This window comes from Sphingomonas sp. P2_B6 (assembly GCF_056404755.1).
Genome location: NZ_JBFUDK010000004.1, coordinates 410,893 through 436,107, shown reverse-complemented (window position 1 = coordinate 436,107; position 25,215 = coordinate 410,893). Strand labels below are relative to the sequence as shown.

The following is a 25,215-nucleotide window of genomic DNA, read 5'->3' as shown; positions in this document are numbered from 1 at the left end:
GACGCCCGTCAGAGCCGCGCGGAATGCAGATCGAGCTTGATCTGATAGAGATCCGGGCGGAATTGGGCGAGCACATACTGGACCGGGCGGTGCGCGGTATCGAACACCGTGCGGTTCACGCGCAGGATCGGCGAGCCGATATCCACTTCGAGCAGATTGGCGAGCGTCCCGTCCGCCAGCGACGCAGAGATCGTCTGACTCGCCGCGCCGATCTGCACGCCGGCCTGTTCGAGCAGCGAGAGCATCGGCGTGGTCTTGAGCGCGGTCCGGTTCATCGCGCCGGCAAGATCGCCGGGGACGTAGCTGACGAGATGGCTGATCGGCTGGTTCTCGAGCCAGCGGACCCGGTCGACGCGCAGGACCTGGCTATCGACCGGCAGCCCGAGGGCGTCGCTGATCGGCGGGCGCGCCGCGATCATGTCGAGCTCGAGGATACGGACCTGAGTCTTGCGGCCATAGGTGATCAGCGATTCGAGCGCCTGTTCGAGGCTGCCCTCGATCGGCCGGGCGGGCGACTGATAGGTGACATGCGTGCCGACGCGCCGCTTGCGTTCGACGAGGTGCGTGTCGGCGAGTTCGGCCAGTGCCCGGCGCGCGGTGATGCGCGAGACGCCGAAGTTTTCGGACAATTCCTCCTCGGTCGGCATGCGCGATCCGAACGCACGGCTGCCGTTGATGATCTCCTCGCGAAGCTGGAGGAAAATCTGATGATAGAGCGGGATCGCCTGCAGGCGGTCCACCTGGTCTTCGTTGCGCTTGCTCAAGGCCGATCGTCTCCCCCGTTGCACCTGCGCTTGTCACTTAACCACCAGCCCACCAAGAGGGAAAAGACTTCATGATCACCAAATTTTGCCTGAGTGCCGCCGAACTGGACCGGATGCTGGCCGCCGCGAGCGCGAAAGCCGCGGAGCTGGGGCTGGCAGCCTCGATCGCGATCGTCGACGAGGGCGGCTATGCGTTTCGCCTGTATCGCGGTGACAGCGCCGGGCTGATGACGCCGGCGGTCGCGCAGGCCAAGGCCCGCACGGCGGCCCTGCTGCGCGCGCCGAGCGGGGTGCTGACCGCCCGGCTCAAGGACCAGCCGGAATTGCTGCGGCTGACCGAATATCTGCCGATGCCCGGCGGCTTGCCGGTGCGGTTCGAAAACAGCGTCGTCGGCGCGGTCGGGGTATCAGGCGGCTCGCCGGACCAGGATGAGGCGATTGCCCAGGCCGCCCTGGACGCATTGGGCTGACATGGTGCGGAAGGGCGGGGGGATCAGTGCATCTCCTCGCCGCCCGACACGTTCATCGCCTCACCGGTGATGTAGCGCGCCTGGCCCGAGCAGAGGAACGCACAGGCATTCGCCGTGTCCTCGGCCGTGCCGACTCGGCCGAGCGGGATCCGCCCGCGCATCGCCTCGAGATATTCCTCGATCGTCTGACCGCGCATCTTCGCCATATACTCGTTCTGCCACGATCCGAGCCCGGTGGTGACATGGTTGGGGCAGACCATGTTCACGTTGATCTGGGCCGACCCCATCTCGATCGCGACCGAGCGGGTCAGGCCGACCAGCCCGTGCTTCGAGGCAATGTAGGAGGAGGTCAGCGCCGAGCCCGATTTCGAGCCGCGGCTGCCGATCGACACGATCTTGCCCCGGCCCCAATCGGCCACTTCGTCCTGCTTCAGCATCTGACGGATCGCGTGCTTCATCGCGAAGAAGGCGCCGCGCAGGTTCACGTCGAGCACGGTATCCCATTGCTCCTGAGTCTGCTCGATGAACGGGCCGAACAGATATCCGACGCCGGCATTGTTGACGAGGATGTCGAGCCGGCCGAATTCCGCGACGGCGCGCGCGACCAGCCCTTCGACTTCGCTCTCGACCCGCATGTCAGCGGTATGCGTGACGATGTCGGGATGGATCGCGCGCAGTTCGGCCGCGATCTCCTCCAGCTCCGACGCCTGGGCGACGCCGTGTTCGGGCGCCATCGCACCCTTGGTCGTGCCGAGATCGTGGAGCACGAGGCGCACGCCATCCTCGGCCAGCTTGCGGGCGATCGCCGCACCGAGGCCGCCGTGGCGGCCAGCGCCGGTGACGATCGCCACCTTGCCTGCGAGATCAGGATACATCGGCAAACTCCTCAGAATGACATGGCGGCGTGATAGCCTTCGGATGTCGCGGCGAGCACCGTGCGGGGCGCATAGGCATCGCCGATCGCGCGCACGTCGAGACCCGCCGCGAGCAACGGGGCTTCGAGCGCGAGGTCGGGAATGCGGGCGGTGGCGTAAGTGAACAGCGCGACATCCGTCAGCACGGTTTCCCGCCCGGAAAAAACATCGGCATAGGCAAGCTCGCCTTCCTCGAAGCGCGACGTCGCGAGGGGGCGGACCGAAGTGACGAAGTCGATGCCCTTGCGGCCGAAACGCGCATAGACCCCCTGGCGCGTGACCATCGCTTCGTCGGCCGCGAGACGTTCGCGGTCCGTGAGGATCACGACGCGCTCGAAGCGATCGTTGAGCAGTTCGGCCGCCGCATAGACGAACGCCGTGCCATCGGAATCGTGAATCACGGCGGTGCCGGATTGCCGCCCCGGCCGCTGTGCGAGATCGGCCATCGCCTCGCGCAGATCGGGAAAGAAGCCCTCGCCGCGATATTCAGCCGGCAGATAATCGGGCCAGGCGGGCGTGGCGCCAGTGGCCAGCACGACATGATCGGGGGCGAGGGCGATGATGTCGGCGGCCGTGGCCGGCACGTTCCAGCGGAAGACGGCGCCGGCACGTTCGGCGGCGAGGCGCTGGTAATCATAGATGCTGCTGAGATTCTCGCCGCCGGGCAGCAGGGCGTGGAGCCGCGTCTTGCCGCCGGCCTCATCGGAGGCGGCAAAGACGGTGACATCATGGCCTCGCGCCGCGGCGACCCAGGCGGCCTCCATGCCGGCGATCCCGGCGCCGACAATGACGATCTTCCGCCGCACCGGCGCAGACTCAGGCTGCCAGTCCGCTTCGTCGGGTGCGCCGACGCGCGGATTATTGTCGCAGTGCAGGCCGCGCCCGACATTGATCATGTGCCAGCACGTGTTGCACGACACGCAATAGCGGATCTGTGCCTCGCGCCCGGCCTCGGCCTTGATCCCCCAGGCGGGGTCGGTGACCAGCGGACGGCCGAGCATGACGAGATCGGCGAGACCGGCCCGCACGATGCGTTCGCCCTCGTTGGGATCGGTGATCAGGCCGAGCGCGCCGAGCGGGGTGCCCGGCGCCGCCTTGCCGAGCGCGGCAATGCGATCGACATAGGGCATGCGCGGGCCATGCAGATCGGGCAGATGCTCGTACAGCGTGTCGCCATGGGCGCCCCAGCAATAAGTGAGATAATCGACCTGCCCGGTGGCGTGGACCAGCGTGGTGATCTCGGCCGCGGCGGCGAGATCGATGCCGTCGGGCATGCCATCCTCGGCGGGCAGCTTGGTGCCGATGATGAAGTCGCTGCCGCAGGCCGAGCGCAGCGCCGCGATCAAGTCCAGCAGCAAGGTGGCGCGGCCAGCGAGATCCCCGCCATAGCGATCCTCGCGCACGTTCGAGCGCGCGGCGAGGAACTGGTGGAAGAGATGGCCGTGGCCTGCCGAGATCTCGACCCCGGCAAAGCCGGCCTGCTGAAGTGTCCGTGCGGACTGAACGAATTCGGCGATCATGCGCTCGATCTGACCGATCGAGAGCGCGTGCGGCACGGTACCGCTGAGATCGTCGGGCAGGGCCGACGGACCGAACGCATTCGGATTGCGAAAGCCAGACCGGAAGCCGCGCCCGTTATCCTGAATCTGGCCGAGCATCAGGCTGCCATATTCGCCCACCGTATCGGCCCAGCGCGTCAGTTCGCCGGCATTGATGCCGGAGAGGATCGCCGGGCGAGTAGGCAGATTCTGCCAGGAGAGCATTGCCATCGGCTCGCTGACCAGCATCGACGCGCCGCCTCGGGCACGATTGGCGTAATAGTCGATGAGGCGCGGCGTGACCCGGCCGGCCACTGCATAATGAGTCGACATGGATGCGTGGACGATGCGGTTGCGCAGGGTCCGCGGGCCGATCGTCACCGGCGAAAAGAGATGGGGGTAGGCGGTCACGGCTGGCGGTGCGTTCATCCCGGCGCGTGCATCCGCATCACGCGCTGGAAATAGGCGTTACGCCATTCAGTCCGCTCGGCCTCGACGGCTGCGTCGGCGCGGTAGGCTTCGATGTCGGCACGCGACACCAGGCCCTTGTCGTCGAGCAACCGCTCGATCGTGTCGGTGCGTTCGCGCAGCACCGCAACCTCGGTCATCAGCTCGAAGAAGAAGGTCATCATCTGATCGATCGACGGATCATCGAAGAAGTTCGGGCGCTGGCCCTTGCTGCTGCGCGGCAGCGAGACATCTTCCGGGCGACGGGCTTCGGACATCGAATCAATCCTGCGGATAGGGAAGTGCGAGGGGCGGGACGCAATGTCTGCGCCCCGCCCCTCGGTATTGGCAATCAGAAGTCGAAGCGCGCACGCACCGTCCACCGACCCGGCTCGTTGAGATACGGGAAGATCAGGAAGGACGCCACGTACCGCTTGTTGAAGCAGTTGGTGCAATCCGCCGACAGGCTCCAGCCCTGTTCCCGGTTGCGCAGCGTGAGGCCGCCGTTGAACAGGCTGTGCGCCTTCTGATAGCCGCGCACATCATTCTGTGCTGAGGGATAGCTGCCGTCGGTATAGGCCCAGGTGACCGACGGGATCAGCTGGAAGCTGCCCCCGAGATCAGCGGTATAGTTCGCCCCCAAGGTGGAGTTGAACGGCGCCACGCGCGAGGGCAGGGCGATATTGCCTGCCGCCGTGACGATACCCTGGTTGCAGTTGGTCGTCGCGGCGATACCCGCCTTGCAGTTCGCAGCCTGGGTCAGCACCGAAGGATCGACATTGACGAAGCGGGCATGCTGCAGGCCAGCCGTCCAGAAGATGTTGAACCCACGAGCCGGCACGATCGTCAGTTCCGCTTCCAGACCGTAGTTGCGCAGATCGGCGAAGTTGCGCGTGACATAGATGATCTGGCCCGGGACCAGCGGGTTTTCGCGACCGGCTGGCAACTGGTTGTCATAATCGTTGAAGTAGAAACCGGTCAGATTCAGACGAACCTTGCGGTCGAAGAATTCCGAACGCAGGCCGCCTTCATAGGACCAGATCGTCTCCGGCTTGAAGGCGAACATCCCAGCGGCGTTATAGGAGCGCGATACCCAGCCACCCGATTTGAAGCCCTTGGTCGCCGAGGCGTAGACCGAGATGTCCGGCGTGATCTTGTAGTCGAGCGCGAAACGCGGGGTCCACACCTTGGCGGTCTGCTTCACCGGATTGCCCGCCGCGATGATGTCGGCCGTGGTGAAGGGCTGGTTCAGTCCGACCGGAGTCAGCGGCGTGGCGTTGGGCTGGAAATGGATATCCTTGAATTCTGCCGTGTAGCGGATGCCGGCAGTGAAGGTCAGATCGGGGGTGATCTTGTAGTCGCCCTGTACATAGCCCGCGATGGCATCGGTGTTGTTGTACATCGTTCGATCGGCCGAAAGCGTCCCGACGCCGGCAGCGGTGATCGCGATGTTGGCGAAGCTCGTCTTGTTGTCCTCGCGGATATAATAGAGGCCGGCGGTGTAGTTCAGCTTGCCGTCGAATGCCGTGCCATTGGCCTTGAATTCCTGGCTGAACTGCCCGTGCCAGCTGTCGTTCGCGAGCACCGAGGTCGAGCCCATCACCGGCGTGACGATATCGCCCGGATAGGTGTAGACCGTGCTTGCGCTGGCCAGGCTCATCGCGCTGTCAGTGAGGTATTCGTTATAGATGTGGCGATAGCCGGTGATGAGGTTGATCGTCAGGCTGTCGCCCGCGTCGATCTGCACGTTCGAGGTCGCCGACCATGAGGTGGCGGTGTTGCCAAGCTTGTTGTCGGCGAGCCCGGGCGACAGATAGTTGCGGCCGCCGAACACCTGCGAAACGGTCGAATCCTCGCGCAGCCGCGTGTAGCTGACCCGATCACCGGTCGCGGGATCGTAGAAGTTCGGGAAGTTGGCGTAGCTCTGGGAATTATAGTCGCCAGTGATATCCCAGCTGGTGTTGCCGGCACCGAGCAGGCGGAGCGCGCCGCGGAAGCCGTAGCTGTGCTCCGAATTCAGCTTTTCGCCGGTGACGCGATTTTTCACATAGCCGGCATCGTCGATATAATAAGCCTGGAACTTGCTGAGCAGCTTATCCTTGATGATCGGAATGTCGACTGAGCCGCGCGCCTGCACGCGATCATATTTGCCGTAGCTGACTTCGCCGAAGCCGCCGAAATCGGCACCCGGCTTCTTCATGATGACGTTGATCGCGCCGCCGGTCGTGTTGCGGCCGAACAGCGTGCCCTGGGGGCCGCGCAGCACCTCGATCCGCTCGACGTCGAACAGCGAGAAATTGTTTGCGCTCTGCCGCGACATATAGACGTCGTCGACATAGGTGCCGACCGGCAGATCGAAGGTCGAGATCGTCTCGTTGTTGTTCAGGCCGCGCATCGAATAGCTGTTGGCGGTGCCGACCGAGGTGTTGTTGTGGCCGATCAGGTTCGGAACATAGGACAGCAGGTCGATGGTGCGCGTGATCTGGCGTGTCTGAAGCTCCTGCGCGGTGAACGCGGAAATCGCGATCGGCACTTCCTGCAGCTTCTGTTCGCGGCGCTGCGCGGTGACGACGATATCTCCAACGCCGTCGGATTCGTCAGCGGCCTGAGTGGCGACGGGCGTTTCGGTCTGGGCGTGAGCCTGGGTAGCGATGGCGATCGCATAGAGACTGAGGCCGAAAGCAGTGCTGTATCGTAGCTTCTTGGTCATCGTTGAACCCTTTTCAAAATGCCGCCGACCGGCGTCTTCGCCTTGCCGACCCCACGCCCGAACGCCGGGCAATACGATCCCGTCTCCGCCAACCCGGGGTCAGCGGCACGCCTGCAAACTTCATTTCTTATTTGTTATAGAGCTATGACATATACTCGGCGCTGTCACGTGAATTATGCGTTAGCCCGAGGGATCGTCCGGAGTGTGTCGTGATTGCAACAATCACCCATTATAGGCCGGGCGCGCCACGGCCCGATCGAGCCAGCCAGCCAGGTTGGCATATGAATTCAGGGACACTTTCGACGGCTTTGCCAAGGCTGCGATGGCCGCGAGATTGACGTCGGCGACGGAAAACTCCCGGCCCAGCAGCCAAGGGCGATCGGCGAGCGCGGTATCGAGCACCTTGAGCGGCGCCTGCAGATCCCGCTCGGCCTGCTCGGCAGCGCCCGAGTCGCGATCCGCTTCCGGCTTTATGACGCGTTCGAACAGGCAGACCGTCAGGTTGCGTTCGAGTTCGTTCAATCCCCAGAAGCTCCACTGCCAGACCAGTGCTTCCTGCTCGACCGTCTCGGGATAGAGGCGGCCGGTGCCGTATTTCTTGGCGAGGTAAAGGCTTTCGGCGAAGGATTCGAACAGGGTGAAGCCGTTATCGACCAGCGCCGGCACCTTGCCGTTGGGATTGATCGCGAGATAGGCAGGCTGCCTGGTCTCGCCGGCGGCCGGTTCGATATTCTGCACGTCGAGTCCGAGCTCGCGCGCGACCCACAAGGGACGGCGGGCGCGGGATCCGGGACGGCCGTAGATGGTAATCGTCATTCGGTTGTTCAGCCTTTGCGTTGCAGGAAATCGAGGATCGGTGCGGCCCATTCGGCGGCGCGTTCGAACACCATGCCGGCGCCGCCCGGCAGCTCGGCATACGCCCAGCCGGGACGACGCTCGACGAGCTGCCGGCCCATCGGGAACAGCCGGTCGGTGCGGCTGGCGATGACGAGCGTCGGGCAGGTAATTGCATCGAGATCGGCTTCGAGATCATAGGCCGGCGCAGCGCGGTGACCGTCCTCCTTCCACGGACCGTTCGCGAAATAGGCGACGATGCCGACATGCACCGTCTCGTCGCTCCACGCCGGATCGGCGATGCGGCGCACGGTGGCCCAGCGATCGGTGAAGTGACTGCCGTCCGCCTTGATCTCCTGCGCATCGTGCAGGCCGGAGGCGCGCTCGGCGCGCTGTTCCGCAGTGTAATAAGGCATGTTGTCCGTGATGAGCGCGGCAATCCTGTCGGGCCGGGTCGCGGCGACCCGCGCGGCGACCAGGCAACCGCCATGGTGGCCGGCGATCGCGACCTGGTCGAGGCCGAGCGAGTCGATCACCGCGGCTGCGGCTGCGGCATAGCCCTCGATGCTTGCCTCGGTGCGCGGCGGATCGGACATGCCGTGGCCTGGCATGTCGGGAACGATGACCTGATAACCAGCCGCCGCCAGCACCGGCATCGCCTTGCGATATTGAATGGAACCCCAGGGAGCCTGGTGAATCAGCATGATCGGCGTGCCGGTGCCGAGAATCCGGCAATGAACCTGTCCGTCCGGGCCATCGACGTACAGCCGGCGCTCGCCGGGGATGAGGTTTACCGAAGGCAGCATCACCTGGCTCCCGAAAGGCGCTGGCCGAGCAGGCGGCCGAAGGTGAGCGCCGGGGTGACCATCATGCCGCCGCACGCCGCCTTGCCCATCGTCTGGCCGGAGCCGAGCAATTCGCCGGCGGCGTAGAGATTGCCGACCGGCGCGCCATCCTGGCGGATGACCTGGAGATCATCATTCACGGCAAGGCCGATCGCGCCGGTGATCGCGCCGCCCTGCATGCGGATCGCGTAGAACGGACCTTGGGCGATGGGGGCAGGGGCGCGCGCGCGACCGAGGAAATCATTGCCGGTCTGCACGCCGTAGTTGAAGCCGGCAACGGTGGCGGCGAGGCCGTCTGCGTCGATCCCGGCAGCCTCGGCCAGCCCCGCGATGCTGTCGGCCGAGGCGAAGGAGGGACCGTTTTCGGCGAATTTCGCGGCCAGATCCTCGCGGGTCCAGCCGACGACGATCGGCGGCGCGCTATCCAGAATATGCTGGTCGAATATGATCCAGTAGCGCCGGTCCGGCTGGTAGCTCAGCGCCATCTCGCGGGCGTCGACGCTGCGGATGTCCTCGCGGACGAAGCGCTGGCCAGCCGCGTTGACGTAGATTTCCCAGGGCTCGCGCCGTTCGGGGAAATGCTCGACCGTGCCGATCGCGCGCGCCGGAAAGGTCGCGCTGTTGTAGAGCGTGCCGAAATTGTTGAACACCTTGTCGTGCCCGCGCAAATAGCCGCCGACCGACTGGCCGAGCTTCAATCCCGCGCCGCGCGAAAAGGGATAGGGTGCAGCATTGTACAGCGGATAGCCGTTGAGTTCGGCGAACAGCGCCGGATCGGCCGTGTAGCCGCCCGAGGCGAGGACGACGTTGGCGGCATCGAAATCATGGGCCTGGCCATCGGCGTCGCGCGCCGTGACGCCGGTAACGCGGCCGTCGGCGTCGGTGCGCAGCGCCGTGACTTCATGGCCGAGCTTCAGCGTCACCGCGCCGCTTTCGGCCAGCCCCTCGACGATCGGCACCAGCACGTTCTTCACGCTGATGCCCCCCTCAGGTCCCCAATAATAGCGCTTCTCCCGATACGGCTCATGGCCGAAACCGGTGACCGGGTGATCGGGCAGCGGCTCGAAGCCACGGCTCATCAGCCAGTCGAACGTATCGGCGGCATTGTCGATCGCGAGCCGGGCAAGGCCGGGATCGATCGTGCCGCGGCTAATCCGGATCACATCCTCGAAATGCGCGTCGGGCGTATCGGCAATGCCGTTCGCTGCCTGCAGCTGCGTGCCCGCGGCGCTCATCTGGCCGGTCGCGACCCAGAGCGTGCCGCCGAGCTTTTCAGCGGCGTCGACCAGCAGGACCCGCGCGCCGTTTTCAGCCGCGAAGATGGTCGCCGGCAATCCCGCAGAGCCGCCGCCCACCACAATCAGGTCCCACATTAGGCGTCTTTCCACTTGTTCTGAATAATGGAACATCGTTCTATAATGATGCTATGCCGGGCAATGAGGCATGGTCAAGCGCCAATTCGCGGACCGCCCGAAACAAAGTTACGCGCCGTATCGTGCGCCGGTCCGTCAGCATTGACTCGCCCGCTTCGCGGCGTCAGTCTTCATTATGGAACGGTGTTCTATATAGTGATACAAGGAGATTTCGGTGGTGATACGCAGCCTGATCCTGCTCGGCGTACTTTCGGGCGCAAGCGCGCTTGCCGCCAACGAACCCGCGGCACCGCCGCCGACCGCGCGGGCCGCCGCCTGCGTGCCGCCATCGATGCAGGATGCCAGCTGGGACGGGCTGGGCGTGCTGAAGGGCGGCAAGGGCTATGCGCCGACGCCGATGGGACAGGTACATTACCGCCTGATGGGGCCGAAGAACGGCCCGGTCGTCCTGCTGCTCCACCAGACGCCCTGGTCGCTGGTCGAATTCGCCGACATCCAGCCCTGCCTCGCGGCGCGGGGCATCCGGTCGCTTGCGATCGACACGCCGGGTTACGGCATGTCCGATGCGCCGGACGGGATGCCGACGATCCAGCAATATGCCGACAATGTCGCGCCGGTGCTGGACTATCTGAAGATCCGCAAGGTGATGGTTGCCGGCCATCATACCGGCGCCTCGATCGCCGCTGCCTTCGCCGCGCGCTTTCCGCAGCGGGTGACCGGCGTGGTGCTGCACGGTGCGCCCAATTATAACGATGCCGAGCGCGCACAACGCAAGGCGCTGCCGCCTCCCGACCTGCAGCTGAAGCCCGACGGCAGTCATCTCAGTGCCTATTACGCCAAGCTGTTCAAGGCGCAGGGCGCCTATCCGCGCAACCTGGCGACGATCAACTGGTCGACCCTGAGCATCTTCCTCGCCGGCGCCTCCGACGTGGCGCATGCCGCGGTCTATGACAACGACATGGCGAGCGACCTGAACAGGATCACGGTGCCGTTGCTGGTGCTGTCGGACGGTGCCGACGCGCTGAATGCGATCGACCAGCGGACCGGGGCGATGAAGTCCAATTTCCGATACGAGAAATTCTCGGACGGATCGGCCCATATGCTGATCGTCGAGCCGGCCCGCTGGTCCGACATCGTCGCCGGGTTCGTGAAGGGCCTGAAATGAGCTGAGCGTCAGGCCGGATCCGGGCCGCGCCCGGATCCGGTCGACGGCACCGGGGATTCAGGCGACCAGACGGGCCTGCCCGGCAATCCGCGGGACCGAAGCCCCGAGCGCGCGCGACGCCTCGGCGGCAGCGGCCCGGACCTGAGTCACCAGGGTCGCGCTATTCTCTTCGCTGAGGCGCGACAGCGGCAGGGCCAGGCCCATTGCAGCGATGATCTGGTTGTCCGGGCCCCAGACCGGCGCGGCGATGCCGCCGACCGCGGTTTCCCATTCGCCGCGGTTCATCGCGATGCCCCCCTCGCGCACGGCATCGACCGCAGCGGTCAGCGCGTCGGGATCGACGATCGTGCGCGGCGTGTAGGCGCGCAAGGGGCGCTCGAGCGTTTCGCGCAGCGCGGTCGGATGAAAGGCGAGGAAGACCTTGCCGGTCGCCGAACAGTGAGTCGGCGCGCGCTCCCCGATCTCCGAAAAGGCGCGGACTGAATGCACGCCTTCCGACTTGTCGATATAGATCACGTCGGCGCCGTCCGAGATGGCGAGATGGACCGTTTCCAGCGTGGCGCGGGCGAGCTGATCCATGATCGGGCGGATCGAGCGGCGCAGATCCAGCCGTTCGATCACTTTCGCACCCTGCTGCCAGACCTTCAGCGTCGCTGTGTAGCGGCTGTCGGCAGAGGCCGCATAGCCCAGCGCGATGAAGGTCTGCAGATAGCGGTGCACGTTGCTTTTGGTGAGCCCGACCTGGCGCGCCAGTTCGGACACGCCCATCGGTTCGGGTGCGGCGACCAGCGCTTCGAGCACTTGCATGCCCTTGACGATCGTCTTGTCCAATTCCGTCTCCGCTCGTCTATCTGGCCCGGCAGGGGCGTTGTTCAATTATGCGCATGGGCGGGGGAATTCGCCAGTGCCAACTCAAGCTCGCTCACGGCGGCACGGTAATATTTCAGCCCGGCGATGCAGAGCAGGATCGATGGAATGCCGAGCACGAGAACATAGCAACTGAGCACGACACCGATCATCTTCGGATCACCGGTCATATCGGTAGCAAAGCCGATGATCGGCGGGCCGAGCAACGGCCCGATCAGCGAGATGAAGGTGTTGAAGATCGCCATCGATTGTGTGCGGACTTCGCCCGGGGTGATCTGCGCCATTGAGGCGGGGCCGCCGGCGGTCGCCACCGACTTGCCGATAAAGGCGACGAACATGAATATCACCGCGATCGGGGCGCTCGGCATGATCGGATAGAGCGCGCTGCACGGCACGCAGATCAGCAGGCCGAGGATCAGCACGCGCATCGAACCATCGACCCGGCCGATCGCGAAATGCCGCTGCGCCCAGACCGCGACGGCGGTGCCGATCGGGCCGGCGGTGAAGTAGAACAGCCCGGTGACGAGGCCGGTCTCCGCGATGCCCCAGCCCCACAGGCGCGAGAAGAGCGGCACGTTCCACAAGGTCAGGGCGCTCAGGGCGAAATTGCAGGTCGAGCCGACGATCAGCGCGCCGAAGCCGCGCCAGCGCAGGCCCATATATTTGAAGGCGGCGCTGGCGGGGGGGCGCTCGGTCGTGGTTTCCTGGCGCACCGGCTCCCTGACCGTCATCATCAGACCGGCGAAGATGAAGCCCGGAATGCCGACCAGCACGAAGGTCGCCTGCCACGGTGCGAGCCGGCCGAAGATCGGCCAGTCGACATGGCCAAGCGTCTGCAGGTGACTGACGATCAGGCCTCCGAGCAGGAAAGCGAGGCCTGCGCCGAGATAGGGCCCGGCCATGTAGACGCTGATCGCGCGCGGCCGCTCCCGCCGGTTGAAATAATCGCTGATGATCGAGATCGAGCAGGGGCTGACCACGGCCTCGCCGAGGCCGAGGCCGAGGCGCATCAGGAACAGCGGCAGGAAGGTCGCGACCAGGCCGCTGCCGACCGTCATCGAACACCAGATCACGATGCCGGCGAGAAGCAGATATTTGCGGTTCGAGCGATCGGCATACCAGCCAAGCGGAATCGCGACGAGCACGTGAAAAGTGGAGAAAGCCGGTCCGAGCAGCAGCCCGACCTCGAAATCGCTGAGCTTCATCGACGCTTTCAGCGGCTCGATGAGCAGGCTGAGGATGAACCGGTCGAAATAGGAAAGGATGAAGACGCCGAGCAGCAATATCACGACATACCAGCGGTACGCCGGGCCGTTCTTCTCAAGTGTCACGCGCGGCGCCCCCTTGTTGTGGTGTGCGATGAGTGAAGATCAGCCGGGCTTGCGGCTGCCGAAGACATACCAGCCGCCCTTGCCGTGCCGCGGCCGGCCGGGCTCGTCCCAGGCAAAGGCAGTGCCGCGATCGGGATAGGCCGCGATGTCCGGCAGGATGTGCGCGAAGCTCGCCTGCGGATCGAAGCCGGCGCCGGCCATCAGCGCGATGGGATCCTGGTTGCGCCAGGCGGTATAGGCCGGCTCGTTGTTGTTGCGGGTATCCCAGTTCCAGAAATAATTCTCCCACGCATCGACCAGATCATGGGCGGGCAGTTCCTGGTGGATCATCAGGCCGCCGGGTTTCAGCAGGCGATGGCATTCCGCCATCACCTTCTTCGACGCCCAGACCGGGATTTCGTGGAAGAAGAAGCTGGAGACGATCAGATCGAAATGCCCGTCGGGGAAATTGGTCTGCTCGGCATTCTGCTGGCTGAAATGGACGGGCAGCCCGTCATGCTCGGCCGCGGCATGGCCGTAGCGCAGCAGGGGCGCGCCGACATCGATGCCGTGCGCCTCCACGTCGGGAAAGGCCTGGACATAGGGCATCAGGTTCTTGCCCGAGGTGGTGCCGAGATCGAGCATCCGCGTGGGCGTGAAATCGGGGAATTCGGTCTTGATCCAGCGGCTGATGACCCGGGCGACGCCGCCCCAGCTGCGGTGGCTCTGCTGCGCGGTGAAGACGCGCGCGCCGAGGCTGACCACCGCGCCCTGCGCGACATCGTCGTCGGTCCATTCGCTGTGAAAGCAGCCCGGCGTCAGGTGCACGTCCAGATTGGTGACATAGGCCGGCACCTCGAACCCGGGCGTCAGGCGCAGCGATCCGCCCGCCGGGTTGCGCTCCGCCGCGTCGCGCGCGACGGCGATCAGCTCGGGCAGGGCGCGCTCCACTTCCGGCTGGACTGACTGGAAACACATCTCCTGCGCGTTGTAGCGCAGCGTGCTGTAGAAGCGGTAGGACGGCTCGTTGCGCATCGCGCGGTCGATGTCGCGCCAGTCGGCCGGGGCGGGCGCCTTGGGGGCGATGCGCTCGCGGTAATCGCTTTCGAGCGCGGTCGCGAAATCCTGGATCGCGTGACGGCGCAGCGTGCTGCAGAATCGCTGGCGGGCGATCTCGTCATGCGTCGGCTTTGTCACCGTTTCGATGTTGGCGACGGCGGAATTGGAAACCAGCGTATCGGTCATCTCGACCCTCCATTCCAACATTTAGAACACTGTTCTGAATGCACGCTAACATGCTCTTTCAGCCGTAGCAATGCGCCTGCGGCGATTATCCGACGCTTATTCGTACCCGCTCAGAAACCGCTTGCGCCCGCCCAATTCCTATTAGAAGTAATACAAATCATCCACGGGTCAACGGGGTCGGCGACGGGCATGGAAACGGGCGTGATCGTTGTCGGGGCAGGGCCGGTCGGGCTCACCGCCGCCTATCTGCTCGGGCAGCACGGCATCCCCTGCACGCTGATCGCCGAGGAGCCGGTGCTGGCGACCGACCTGCGCGCCTCGACCTTCCATCCGCCGACGCTCGACATGCTCGATACGCTCGGGCTCGCCGCGCCGCTGGTGGCGCAGGGCCTGCGCAGCCCGACCTGGCAGATCCGCCTTCACGAGACGGGCGAGCGCGCCGAATTCGACCTTTCGGTGCTGGCCGGGGACACGCGGCATCCGTTTCGCCTGCAGTGCGAACAGTCGCGGCTGTGCGCGCTGCTGCTCGAGCGGCTCGGGGCGGAGGGCAAGGTGCGGTTGCTGCTCGGCCAGCGAGTCGAGCGCGTGGTGCAGGATGCGGACGGGGTGACGGTGACGGCGCGCCCGGTGGCGGGCGGCGATCCCGTCGCGTTCACCGCCCGCTATGTGATCGGCGCCGACGGATCGCGCAGCGTGGTGCGGCAGGCGGCCGGGATCGGCTTCGAGGGCAAGACCTATCCCGAGACGACGATCCTCGCGACGACGACCTTTCCGTTCCAGGATCATCTGCCGGGCCTGTCGAACGTCAATTATGTGTGGAAGGCGGGCGGCACCTTCTCGCTGCTGCGGCTCAGGCAGCTGTGGCGCTGCAGCCTCTATCCCGATCATGACGAGAGCATCGAGGACGGGCTGACGCCGGCCAGCATCGCGCGCAAGCTGCAGGAGATCGCGCCGAGCGATACGCCGCACGACGTGCTGGAGACGCGCGCCTACCGCGTGCACATGCGCATCGCCGACGATTACCGCGCCGGCCGCATCCTGCTCGCCGGGGACGCAGCGCACGTCAATTCGCCCGCCGGTGGCATGGGCATGAACGGCGGCGTGCACGACGCGTTCGAGCTGGCCGAGACCTTGCGGCAGGTGTGGGGCGGGGCAGGGGAGGCGCTGCTCGACCGCTATACGCGCCGCCGCCGTCCTATCGCCGAGCAGGAGGTACTGGCGCAGGCCGACCGCAACCGCGCGCGGATGCAGGAACGCGACGGCGACAAGCGCCGCGAGATGCTGACCGCGCTGCAGGCCGTCGCGGCCGACCCGGAACAGGCGCGCGCGCATCTGCTGCGCAGCTCGATGATCGCGGGGCTGCGGCGCGCGGCCGAGATCGCATGACCGCGGGCGGCTATGATTACGGCCGCGCGGGCCGCATCGGCATCGGCACGCCGCAGGCCAATCCGACGGTCGAGACCGAATTCGCCATCCTGCTGCCGCCGGCGGTCAGCCTGACCGTCACGCGGCTGACCAGCGGGGCGAGCGCACCGGCCGACCGGTTGCGCGCCTACCTGCTCGACCTGGCCGAGCACCTCGCGGCGTTCGACACGTTCCGCCCGGACGTGTTCGGCTTCGCCTGCACGGCATCGTCCTATCTGATCGCACCGGACGACGTGCGCGCGACGACCGCCGCGTGCGAGGACCGTTTCGGCTATCCGATCATCACCGCGGCCGAGGCGATCCATCGCGCGCTGCAGCGGATCGGCGCGCGGCGTATCGCGCTCATCTCCCCCTATCCGGCGGCGCTGGCCGAGGCGGCGACGCGCTACTGGTCCGGGCTGGGTTATGAGATCGTCGCGGTCGCCGCAGCGGGCGATCTCGCACCGGACGCGGATACGCGCGGCATCTACGCGCTGGGCAGCGATGCCGCCGCGGCGGCACTGGCGCGGATCGACCTTAGCGCGGTCGACGTCGTGCTGCTGAGCGGCACCGGCATGCCCTCGCTGCCGCTGATCGCCAGCGCGACGGCGGGCGTACCGATCCTGTCTTCCAACCTCTGCCTCGCCGCGGCGCTTTGTGCGGCGGTGGGTGCCGGCGACCTGCTCGACCCTGCCGCTTCCCGCGCCTGGCATGCCCGCTGCGCGGCGGCGATCGACCCGAAAGGACAATGAGATGACCATGATAACCGCATGGATCGACGGCGAGACCGTCAGCACCGGCGCAGCGCCGATCCCGGTGATCGATCCGGCCACCGACGCGCTGATCGTCGAATTGCCCGAGGCCGACGACGCGACGATCGACCGTGCCGTGGCCGCGGCGCGGCGCAGCTTCGACCAAGGGACTTGGCGGACCATGCCAGTCGAGAAAAGACAGGCAGTGCTGCGCACCTGCGCTGACCTGATCGATGCCGCGACGGCCGAGCTGGGCGATCTCGAATGCGCCAATACTGGCCTGCCGCTGGCCCAGATCAAGGGCCGATCGATCCCGCGCGCAGCGGACAATTTCCGCTTCTTCGCCGATTATATCGGTCAGAGCGCGGGCGAGCTGTTCGAGCAGAACCCGGACTATCTGACCTTCGTGCGGCGCGAGCCGATCGGCGTTGCGGCGCTGATCAGCCCGTGGAACTCCCCGCTGGCGCTGGGATCGATGAAGATCGCGTCGTGCATCGCCTTCGGCAATTCCTGCGTGCTGAAACCGTCCGAACAGGCGCCGCTCGGGATCAGCCGGCTGGTCGAGATCCTGGGCGCGGCGGGCATTCCCGAAGGCGTGGTCAACCTCGTCAACGGTCGCGGCGCGACCACGGGCGACCGGCTGATCCGCAACCCGGACGTCGATGTCGTGACCTTCACCGGCGGCACGCCCACCGGCCGCGTGATCATGCGCACGGCCGGCGAATTGCTCAAGCCGGCCACGGTGGAGCTGGGCGGCAAATCGGCGAATATCGTGTTCGATGACGCCGATTTCGATCAGGCGGTGGATGGGGCGCTGCTCGGCATCTTCACCAACAATGGCCAGCAATGCCTGGCCGGATCGCGCATCCTGGTACAGCGCGGGACCGCCGATCGCTTCATCGAAGCGCTCGTCGAACGGGCGAAGCGCATCCGGGTCGGCGATCCGCGCGATCCGGCGACGGAGATCGGGCCGCTCGTCTCGGCCCGGCACATGGCGCATGTGCTGAGCTTCGTGCCGCAGCCGGGCGAAGCGGGTGTCGCGCTGCTCACCGGCGGCAAGCGCGCGCCGGCGTTCGAGCGCGGCTGCTATGTCGAGCCGACCCTGGTGCGCGCGGACTCCAATGATTCGCGCGTCTGCCAGGAAGAGATTTTCGGCCCATTCGGCGCGATCCTGGTGTTCGATACCGACGAGGAGGCGTACGCGCTCGCCAATGCCAGCCGCTTCGGGCTGGTCTCCTATGTCTGGTCGCAGAGCCTGATGCGGATCATGGAAGCGCAGGAGCGTATCCAGGCCGGCATCGTGTGGTGCAACACGCCGATGATGCGCGAACTGCGCGCGCCGTTCGGCGGCTGGAAGGAATCGGGTATCGGCGCCGACGGCGGACGGGCGTGCGAGGATTTCTACACGCGGCAGAAAGCGGTCACGATCCCGCGCCGGCCGATCACCCTGCGGAAGCTCGGCGCTTGACCGCCACGGCGGCCGCACCGACCCGGTTCCTGTGGCAACCATGGGCGGCGGTGCTGCTGCTGTTCTTCGCGCAGGCGCTGTCGCATCTCGACCGCTTCCTGCCGAGCCTGTTGATCAAGCCGATCAAGGCCAGCCTCGACCTCACCGACTTCCAGGTCGGGTTGATGCTCGGCCCGGCATTCGCGGTCTTCTATTGCACCATGGCGCTGCCGGCCGGGTACCTTGCCGACCGCTACAGCCGCCGCAAGCTGCTGGCCGGGGCAATCGCGATCTGGTGCGTGATGACGGTGATGGCTGGGTTCGCCCATAGTTTTGGCCTGCTGCTCGTTTCCAGGCTCGGCGTCGGGCTGGGCGAGGCGGCGCTGACGCCGTGCGCGCTGTCCCTGATCAGCGATTATTTCGACCGCAGCCGCCGCCCGCGCGCGATCGCGCTGATGATGGCTGGCACGACTTTCGGATCAGCCATGGCGTTCCTCGGCGGCGGCCCGCTGGTCGCCTATGTCTCGAGCCTGCCGCCGGTGGTGATGCCGCTGGCCGGCGCGGTCGAGCATTGGCAGCTGGTGTTCCTCGTCGCCGGTCCGCCGGGCCTGCTTCTCGCCGCCCTGATCCTGCTGATCCGGGAGCCGCAGCGGACTGAACGCATCGGCGGCGCGATCGGCGCTGACGCACACAAGCATGTACCCCTACTGTCCGCAATCGGCTTCATGGCCACGCGCTGGCGGGCATTCGGGCCGCTGGTGCTCGGCAATGCCGGGTCGCTGACGCTCGGCACGCTGAGCCTGTGGAACGTCGCCCTGTTCGAGCGGACCTGGGGCTGGGACGTTCGGCGCTTCGGCGTGACGGCAGGGTTGATCTACCTGGTGGTCGGCGCGGTCGGTTATGTCTTTGCCGGCTGGCTGGCGAGCCGCGGGCTGAAGGCCGGCAAGAAGGACGGCACCCTGCGCGCTTTCCTGCTGGGCATCTGCATCGTCGTGCCGGCGACGATCCTCTATCCGCTGGCGCCGAGCGGCGAATGGGCAGCGATCGGCTTCGCTTTCTTCATGTTCGGCCAATGCCTGTGCGGCACGTGCGGACCGGCTTCGCTCACCATGTTGACGTCGAGCGACGTGCGATCGACCGTCACCGCGCTCTATTTCATGATCCTCAGTCTCGTGAGCCTGATCCTCGGCCCGCTGCCGGTCGGCCTGATGGTCGACTGGTTCGGCGATCCGGCCGCCCTGCGTTACGCCATCGCGATCGAGGCAGCGGTGATCGGTATTCCGGCGATCCTGATCGTCCTGTTCGGTTTCGGTGGTTATCGCCGCGGCGTCATCGAGGTCGAGGGGTTGATCGCCCTTTCCGCCGCAAGGGAATCCCGCGCATGACCGATCGACGCCGCCTGGGCGGAATCCGCGCCGTGACGTATTCAGTGCCGGACATCGTCGCGATGGAACGTGCCTATTGCGACGTGCTCGAATATTGCGTCGCCGATCGCGGCGTCGTGTCGGCCGGGCGGGCGGCATTCTGGAACGCACCCGAGGCAGCGGGGCGGCCCTATGTCTCGCTCGAGCCGGCAAGTGGGGAACGCGTGCCGCTGCGTTTCATCGAGACGCCCCATGTCGAGCCATGGCGGGCCCTCACCACGCATGGCTGGAATGCGACCGAGATCATCGTCGAGGACGTGAACGCGCTGGCCGAACGGATCGAGGGATCGCCCTTCCGCCGCATCGGCGGGCCGCGGCCGTTGACCAATTATCCGAAGATCAGCGCGATGCAGGTGATCGGGCCGGCCGGAGAATGCGTGTATCTCACGCATGCGCCACCGGGCTGCGGGATGAACCTCGGACCCGCAAAGTCGTTCGTCGGGCGAGTCTTCTCGGTCGTTGCCGGCGGGCCTGACATTGAGGCGATGAACGCCGCTTATGCCGCGCGGTTCGACAATCACGTCCGCCCGCCCAGGCCGACGCCGATCGGCATCATCAACGAGGCGAACGGCCTGCCGGCCGACCACAAGACCGATCTCGGGCTGGTTGAGATCGACTGGGGCACGGTCATCGAACTCGACGGCTATGCCGATGCGATGGGTCCGCGGCCGACCCGGCCAGGCGATCTGCCGCCGGGCATGGCGATCGTGACGCTCGACGTTCGGGCGAATGCCGACGGCTATGATCCGGACATTTTGGCCGCGCTGCCGCTTTCCGCCCCACCGGGGGAGGGCCTGTCGCTCTGGTCCGGCGCGGCGGGGGAGCTCATCGAACTCGCGGCCAGCGATCTTGCGAAGGAATCGGCATGACTATCGACCAGGAAATCTCTGCCTTCGTCGCTGACTATGTGCGGCTGTGGAACGCCTATGACGTGCCGGCGATGCGCGCGATGTGGGACGAGGCGGAGGAGAGCCCGATCTACGTCGCCGAAGAGGCGGAGCCGATGATCGGATGGCCGGCCGTGCATGCCTATTGGGCGATCGACCGCAGCAAATCCGACCGGCTGCTGACTCACGACCGGCTGACCGTGCGGCAGGCGGCAGACGATATCGCCATCGCCTTTTATCATATGCGCTGGAACGTCTTCATCCCGGGCAACCGACTCTACCCCCGGCCGTTCGGCGGCGCGGTACGGGTGAGCGCGATGCTGCGGCGGCGCGAGGGCGTGTGGAAGCTGTTCCACTATGTCGAGGCCCCGCTCGCTGCGCTGATCCAGCTCCGGCACGCCGCCGAGGCGATGGTCGATCCGGCGCTGCACGACCGCATCGCCGCCAGGGCGTGACGCAGATCGACCGCGCGTTCGTGCGCCTGCCGCAGGGGCTGGTGCATCTGCGGCGCGTGGAGGGCGAGGGTACGCCGCTGGTGCTGGTCCATGCCTCGCCCGGATCGTCGCGGGCGCTGGCGCCACTGCTCGGCGCGCTGGGTACGGCGAAATACTGCCCACCGCTGATCGCGCCGGACACGCCGGGCAACGGCGATTCGGACGGCTTCGCCCCGGCCGATCCGGCGATGGACTGGTATGCCGATACGCTGGCCGGCCTGCTCGACAGGATGGAGATCGAACGGTGCGACCTGTATGGCACGCATACGGGCGCACGGATCGCGATCGAGACGGCGGTCCGCCATCCGGATCGCATCGGGCGGCTGATCCTGGACGGTCTGACCGATTATCCGCCCGAGACGCGCGACCTGTTCCTGAAGCATTACGCCCCGGCGATGGCACCGGACGATTATGGCGGGCAGTTCGCCTGGGCCTTCAACTATATCCGCGATCAGGTCGTGCATTTCCCGCACTTCCTGCGCGATCCCGAGCACCGGCTGATGACCCGCGCGATGCCGTCCGCGGCGGACCTGCACGCCGCGACGCTCGATGTGCTGAAGGGGCTGACCTCCTATCACAAGGCATACCGCGCCGCGTTCCGCTATGCCGCGACGGAGCGCCTGCCGCTCGTGCGGGCCGAAACGCTGGTGTGGCGCGCGGAAGGCGAATTGCCCGAGTTGCGCGCGGCGAGCGAAGGGCTCGCCGCGTTGTTGCCGAACGGCCGGATCGAGGATGTCGGGCGCTCGGCCGCGGCCAAGGCCGCGTCCATCTTGCGGTTTTTGCGGCCCGGTGGACCGGGCGTACGTCCGGGGTGACGATCCAGCCCTAGATCACGCCCTTCGCCGCATCGACGATCTCATCGCCGCGCGCGAACCAGGTGGCCGGGCGGGCCGCGAGATCGGCGAGCAGGCGTTCGAACGCGTCGATCCGGTAAGGCAGGCCCATGATGTACGGCGTGAGGTTGAGCGGCAGCATGCGCCCGCCAAAGGTCGCGCTTTCGGCTTCGAGCAGGTCATAGGCGTCGGTCATCTGCTCGACATAGGAATCGACTGAATGCTGCTGGTTGACCAGGATCTGTCGATCCGAGAGCTCGTGGTTGAGCGGCAGGTTGACGATGTCGCCCTGGGGTGTGGCGAAGCGATAGGGGAGCTCGTCGTTCACCCAATCGCACATATAGTCGAGGCCTGCCTCGACCAGCAGGCCGGGTGTGGCGAAGCTTTGCGAGCGGGCGATCGAATGCCAGCCGCGCGGGCGCTTGCCTGAAACCTTTTCAAGCGAATCGATCGACTTCAGGATCAATTCTCGCTCCGCATCCGAACCCATGCCGCTGGCGATGGTGCCGTTCATGTCAGTCGAATGCGCGACGATCTCATGCCCCGCGGCGACGATATCGGCGATGATCGAGGGATAGCGATCGGCAATGGCCGCGTTGACCGCGACCGAGACGGGCGCGCCGACCTTCGCGAAAGCATCGAGCAGGCGATAGAAGCCGACGCGCGTGCCATATTCGCGCGCCGTATAATGGCGATAATCGGGATAGGAGGTCTGCATGTGCCCCGGCGCGCGGAACGGCTTGTCGGCCGGGGTGATCGGAAACCATTCGAGATTGACCAGCATCCATACCGCGACGCCCTTGCCGCCGGGCCAGGCGAGCGGCGGTCGTTCCGTGATGCTCGACCACGGATAGGAATCATGGTCCATGCCGTGGCGGCGCCGGGAATATTCGAGATACGCGGGATCGAGCGCCATTACCGGCCTTTCGTCGTGTAGCGCGCCGCGTCAGCCATGGCGGCATCGTAATCATGGGCCAGGAAATGATCGGCGATGTCGCCGCTGCGGGTGATCCAGGCGCGCCCGTCGGCGGCGATGTGGCGCAGCACCTCCTCGAACGCGCCGATGCGGTGCGGCTGGCCGATCAGATAGGCGTGCAGCGGGATGCACATCACCGTGCCGGACTGCGCGCCCTCCGCCGCGAGGCGATCAAATTGGCGGATCAGCGTTTCGGCATATTCCCGGGGGGACATGTTGTAGACCGAGAAGCCGTAATGATCGTTCACCTCTAGGCTGTACGGCATCGACACCAGCCGGCCCGCGGCGACATGCACCGGCCCCGGCTGATCGTCATGATACAGATCGCAAGTATAGGTCAGGCCATATTCGGCGATCAGATCGAGCGTGCGCGGCGTGTGCGTAAGGGCTGGGGCGAGCCATCCCTTGATCGTCTGGCCGGTCGCCTCGCGGACCGTGCCGATCGAATCCTCGATCAGCGCGCGCTCCTGCGCCTCGTCCATGCCGTAGCTGTAGCGCGTGTTGTAGACGCCGTGGCTGAAGAATTCCCAGCCAAGCGCGTTGACCTGGGCGATGATCTCCGGATGATGCTGGCACATTGCGACCGACAGCGAGACGGAGCCCCTGAAACCGTGGCGTTCCATGACGTCGACCAGCCGCTGGTGGCCGACGCGGTTGCCATAATCGCGGTGGCTGTAGCCGACCACGTCCGGATGCGGCTTCGCCCAGCTCTTGCGATGCGGGTTGGCCGGCGGATCCAGTTCGTAGAATTCGATGTTCGGGGATATCCAGACGGCGACTGTCTTGCCGTCGGGCCAGGCGATCTTCGCACGATCGCGGTAAGGGCGGAAATCGTACAGGCCGGGATCGGCATCACCTTCCCGCATCAACGCGCCTCCAGCCAGTCGATCACGGTCTGGACCGGCTCGACATCGGCATATTTCAGCTGAAGATCAGTAAGGTTGGCGAAGTGATAGCTCTCATGCTTGTCGGCGCAGGTCTCGATCGGGACGATCGTGCGATAGCCGCGCGAGAGCGAGTCGACCGCGGCCGCGCGGACGCAGCCCGAGGTCGACCCGCCGGTGATCACCACCGTATCCACCTTGTGCCACACGAGCAGGCTCTGCAGCGGCGTTTCGAAGAAGGGCGAGGGCATGCGCTTGGTGTAGATCGCGTCCTTCGCATGATCGATCTCGCAGCGATCGTCGAACGCGTGGCGGCGCGAGTCATATTTGATGTTCTGCAGCGAATCCGGGGTGTTGGTGCGCGTTCCCCACACACCGGCATCGGACGCGTCCTCGGCATAGGCGACGTGAGTCCACACCACCGGCATGCCCTTGGCGCGTGCCAGGCGGGAGAGGGTGTTGACGTATTCGATCTGGCGCGGATCGGTTTCATAGGCAGTCTTGAATTCGTCGATGCGGGTATAGGCGTTCTGGAAATCGACGTTCACGATCGCGAGCTTGTCGCCGAAGCCGAACTTGGCGCGCGCCGGGTTGGCCATCACCTCGTCGAACAGCTGTCGCGCGGTCTTGCCGTCGCTGACCATCTTCGTGCCGACGATATTCATGCAACCTCCTCGATCCGGCGCGCAGCGGCCGTCTTGAACCCGAGCGGCACGCCCGCATCGGGGATAAAACCATAAAGCGGCTCGCCCGGCAGGGCGTGCGCCAGAATCTCGCGCACCGCGGTCAGCCGATCGATATCGATGCCGGTGCGCAGGCCCATCGCCTCGAGCATGAAGACGAGATCCTCGGTGACGATATTGCCGGATGCGCCCGGCGCAAAGGGACAACCGCCCAGGCCACCGAGCGACGAATCGAGCGTGGTGAGGCCGCATTCGAGCGCAGCGAGCGCGTTGGCAAGGCCGAGGCCGCGCGTGTTGTGCAGGTGAATGCCGGTGACGGCATCACCGCCGACGGCATTCCGCACCAGCGCGATCAGCCGCTTCACCGCCGCGGGATCGGCATAGCCAGTGGTGTCGGAAATGCCGACCTCGTCGCAGCCAGCCGCCATCAGCCCCTCGGCGAGGCGGGCGATCTGCGCATCCGGAATCGGGCCTTCGAGCGTGCAGCCGAACGCGGTCGACAGGCTCCCTTCGAAATGCGGACGGCGCCCCGCCGGCAAGGCAGCGATCATCGCGGCGATTTCCCTGGCACCGGCCAGCACCTGTTCGTGCGTGCGGCGCAGATTGGCCAACGAATGCGTTTCGGATACCGACAGCGGCAGGGTGATCTTGTGCGCGCCGGCCTTGATCGCGGCCTGCGCGCCGCGCACGTTGGGAACCAGCACCGCGACGGTCAGGCCCGGGATGGTGAGCGCGTGGGCGACGATCTCTGCGGTGTCGGCGAGTTGGGGCAGGACGCTGGCCGGCACGAAGCTGCCGACCTCGATCTCGCGCACGCCGGCGGCTGCTTCAGCGCTGATCCACGCCTTCTTCGTCTCGGTCGGCATGATCGGCGAGATGCTCTGCAACCCGTCGCGCGGGCCCACCTCGCTGACCAGAATGTCGATGCCGTCCATGACGTTCACTGGAG

Annotated in this window: 24 protein-coding genes; 9 read left to right on the top strand and 15 right to left on the bottom strand. The window is 66.0% G+C overall.

Features of this window, described 5'->3' with window-relative positions; translation table 11 throughout:
* Positions 1-8: 8 nt before the first annotated feature.
* Entirely contained in the window at positions 9-764 is a 756-nt protein-coding gene (locus tag AC1DX5_RS08730) for a GntR family transcriptional regulator (RefSeq protein WP_478014875.1), read from the bottom strand.
* A gap of 71 nt (positions 765-835) precedes the next feature.
* Here AC1DX5_RS08730 and AC1DX5_RS08725 point away from each other — a divergent pair, with 71 nt between their 5' ends.
* Positions 836-1,234: a GlcG/HbpS family heme-binding protein gene (locus tag AC1DX5_RS08725; RefSeq protein ID WP_465169459.1), complete on the top strand. Its 399-nt coding sequence runs from the start codon at positions 836-838 to the stop codon at positions 1,232-1,234.
* Positions 1,235-1,257: 23 nt separating this feature from the next.
* Here the strand turns inward: AC1DX5_RS08725 and AC1DX5_RS08720 are convergent, their stop codons facing one another.
* The 7 genes from AC1DX5_RS08720 to AC1DX5_RS08690 form a co-directional block, all read right to left on the bottom strand.
* Complete coding sequence (locus AC1DX5_RS08720) at positions 1,258-2,109, bottom strand: SDR family NAD(P)-dependent oxidoreductase (RefSeq protein WP_465177077.1); 852 nt, start codon at positions 2,107-2,109, stop codon at positions 1,258-1,260.
* A gap of 11 nt (positions 2,110-2,120) precedes the next feature.
* Positions 2,121-4,097, bottom strand: a complete 1,977-nt coding sequence (locus AC1DX5_RS08715; RefSeq protein ID WP_478014873.1) for an oxidoreductase — start codon at positions 4,095-4,097, stop codon at positions 2,121-2,123.
* Positions 4,098-4,111: 14 nt separating this feature from the next.
* Positions 4,112-4,411, bottom strand: coding sequence for a hypothetical protein (locus AC1DX5_RS08710; protein ID WP_332717809.1), 300 nt, complete (start codon positions 4,409-4,411; stop codon positions 4,112-4,114).
* 74 nt (positions 4,412-4,485) lie between these two features.
* Positions 4,486-6,843 (bottom strand): TonB-dependent receptor, encoded by a 2,358-nt coding sequence (locus tag AC1DX5_RS08705; RefSeq protein WP_478014871.1) that lies wholly within the window; start codon positions 6,841-6,843, stop codon positions 4,486-4,488.
* Between the two features lie 222 nt (positions 6,844-7,065).
* Complete coding sequence (locus tag AC1DX5_RS08700) at positions 7,066-7,659, bottom strand: glutathione S-transferase family protein (protein ID WP_478014869.1); 594 nt, start codon at positions 7,657-7,659, stop codon at positions 7,066-7,068.
* A gap of 8 nt (positions 7,660-7,667) precedes the next feature.
* Positions 7,668-8,483, bottom strand: a complete 816-nt coding sequence (locus AC1DX5_RS08695) for an alpha/beta fold hydrolase (RefSeq protein ID WP_465169453.1) — start codon at positions 8,481-8,483, stop codon at positions 7,668-7,670.
* The gene (locus tag AC1DX5_RS08690) at positions 8,483-9,895 is read right to left on the bottom strand and encodes an FAD-dependent oxidoreductase (RefSeq protein ID WP_465177072.1); all 1,413 of its coding nucleotides are present in this window, start codon (positions 9,893-9,895) and stop codon (positions 8,483-8,485) included. Before AC1DX5_RS08690 ends, AC1DX5_RS08695 begins: the two co-directional genes overlap by 1 nt.
* Before the next feature lie 214 nt (positions 9,896-10,109).
* Between AC1DX5_RS08690 and AC1DX5_RS08685 the strand changes: the two genes are divergently transcribed.
* Entirely contained in the window at positions 10,110-11,060 is a 951-nt protein-coding gene (locus tag AC1DX5_RS08685; RefSeq protein WP_465177071.1) for an alpha/beta fold hydrolase, read from the top strand.
* A 57-nt stretch (positions 11,061-11,117) separates the two neighbouring features.
* On the opposite strand, the gene AC1DX5_RS08680 is transcribed toward AC1DX5_RS08685, so the two are convergent.
* The 3 genes from AC1DX5_RS08680 to AC1DX5_RS08670 are packed head-to-tail and all read right to left on the bottom strand — an operon-like array spanning position 11,118 to position 14,482.
* A complete protein-coding gene (locus AC1DX5_RS08680) occupies positions 11,118-11,891 on the bottom strand; it encodes an IclR family transcriptional regulator (RefSeq protein ID WP_465169450.1) in 774 nt (257 codons plus the stop codon).
* Positions 11,892-11,932: 41 nt separating this feature from the next.
* The gene (locus tag AC1DX5_RS08675) at positions 11,933-13,258 is read right to left on the bottom strand and encodes an MFS transporter (RefSeq protein ID WP_478014867.1); all 1,326 of its coding nucleotides are present in this window, start codon (positions 13,256-13,258) and stop codon (positions 11,933-11,935) included.
* A 39-nt stretch (positions 13,259-13,297) separates the two neighbouring features.
* Entirely contained in the window at positions 13,298-14,482 is a 1,185-nt protein-coding gene (locus tag AC1DX5_RS08670) for a class I SAM-dependent methyltransferase (protein ID WP_465177069.1), read from the bottom strand.
* Positions 14,483-14,683: 201 nt separating this feature from the next.
* On the opposite strand from AC1DX5_RS08670, the gene AC1DX5_RS08665 reads away from it, so the two are divergent.
* Genes AC1DX5_RS08665 through AC1DX5_RS08635 form a run of 7 tightly spaced genes read left to right on the top strand, consistent with a single transcriptional unit; the run spans position 14,684 to position 21,705 of the window.
* A complete protein-coding gene (locus tag AC1DX5_RS08665; protein ID WP_478014866.1) occupies positions 14,684-15,868 on the top strand; it encodes an FAD-dependent oxidoreductase in 1,185 nt (394 codons plus the stop codon).
* Positions 15,865-16,638 (top strand): maleate cis-trans isomerase family protein, encoded by a 774-nt coding sequence (locus AC1DX5_RS08660; protein ID WP_478014864.1) that lies wholly within the window; start codon positions 15,865-15,867, stop codon positions 16,636-16,638. Before AC1DX5_RS08665 ends, AC1DX5_RS08660 begins: the two co-directional genes overlap by 4 nt.
* A gap of 1 nt (position 16,639) precedes the next feature.
* Complete coding sequence (locus AC1DX5_RS08655) at positions 16,640-18,106, top strand: aldehyde dehydrogenase (protein ID WP_478014862.1); 1,467 nt, start codon at positions 16,640-16,642, stop codon at positions 18,104-18,106.
* Positions 18,103-19,470 (top strand): MFS transporter, encoded by a 1,368-nt coding sequence (locus tag AC1DX5_RS08650; RefSeq protein ID WP_478014860.1) that lies wholly within the window; start codon positions 18,103-18,105, stop codon positions 19,468-19,470. Before AC1DX5_RS08655 ends, AC1DX5_RS08650 begins: the two co-directional genes overlap by 4 nt.
* Entirely contained in the window at positions 19,467-20,378 is a 912-nt protein-coding gene (locus AC1DX5_RS08645) for a hypothetical protein (RefSeq protein ID WP_465169443.1), read from the top strand. Before AC1DX5_RS08650 ends, AC1DX5_RS08645 begins: the two co-directional genes overlap by 4 nt.
* Positions 20,375-20,851: a nuclear transport factor 2 family protein gene (locus AC1DX5_RS08640; RefSeq protein WP_478014858.1), complete on the top strand. Its 477-nt coding sequence runs from the start codon at positions 20,375-20,377 to the stop codon at positions 20,849-20,851. Before AC1DX5_RS08645 ends, AC1DX5_RS08640 begins: the two co-directional genes overlap by 4 nt.
* Entirely contained in the window at positions 20,848-21,705 is an 858-nt protein-coding gene (locus AC1DX5_RS08635; protein ID WP_478014856.1) for an alpha/beta fold hydrolase, read from the top strand. The genes AC1DX5_RS08640 and AC1DX5_RS08635 overlap by 4 nt, the downstream gene beginning before the upstream one ends.
* Before the next feature lie 10 nt (positions 21,706-21,715).
* Here AC1DX5_RS08635 and AC1DX5_RS08630 read toward each other — a convergent pair whose 3' ends face one another.
* The 4 genes from AC1DX5_RS08630 to AC1DX5_RS08615 are packed head-to-tail and all read right to left on the bottom strand — an operon-like array spanning position 21,716 to position 25,201.
* Positions 21,716-22,639 carry a polysaccharide deacetylase family protein gene (locus tag AC1DX5_RS08630; protein WP_465169440.1) on the bottom strand — a complete coding sequence of 308 codons (924 nt, stop codon included), beginning with the start codon at positions 22,637-22,639 and terminating at the stop codon, positions 21,716-21,718.
* Positions 22,639-23,565 carry a polysaccharide deacetylase family protein gene (locus AC1DX5_RS08625; protein WP_478014854.1) on the bottom strand — a complete coding sequence of 309 codons (927 nt, stop codon included), beginning with the start codon at positions 23,563-23,565 and terminating at the stop codon, positions 22,639-22,641. Before AC1DX5_RS08625 ends, AC1DX5_RS08630 begins: the two co-directional genes overlap by 1 nt.
* Complete coding sequence (locus AC1DX5_RS08620; RefSeq protein WP_465169438.1) at positions 23,565-24,248, bottom strand: isochorismatase family protein; 684 nt, start codon at positions 24,246-24,248, stop codon at positions 23,565-23,567. The genes AC1DX5_RS08625 and AC1DX5_RS08620 overlap by 1 nt, the downstream gene beginning before the upstream one ends.
* Positions 24,245-25,201, bottom strand: a complete 957-nt coding sequence (locus AC1DX5_RS08615) for a hydroxymethylglutaryl-CoA lyase (protein ID WP_478014901.1) — start codon at positions 25,199-25,201, stop codon at positions 24,245-24,247. Before AC1DX5_RS08615 ends, AC1DX5_RS08620 begins: the two co-directional genes overlap by 4 nt.
* Between the last annotated feature and the right edge of the window lie 14 nt (positions 25,202-25,215).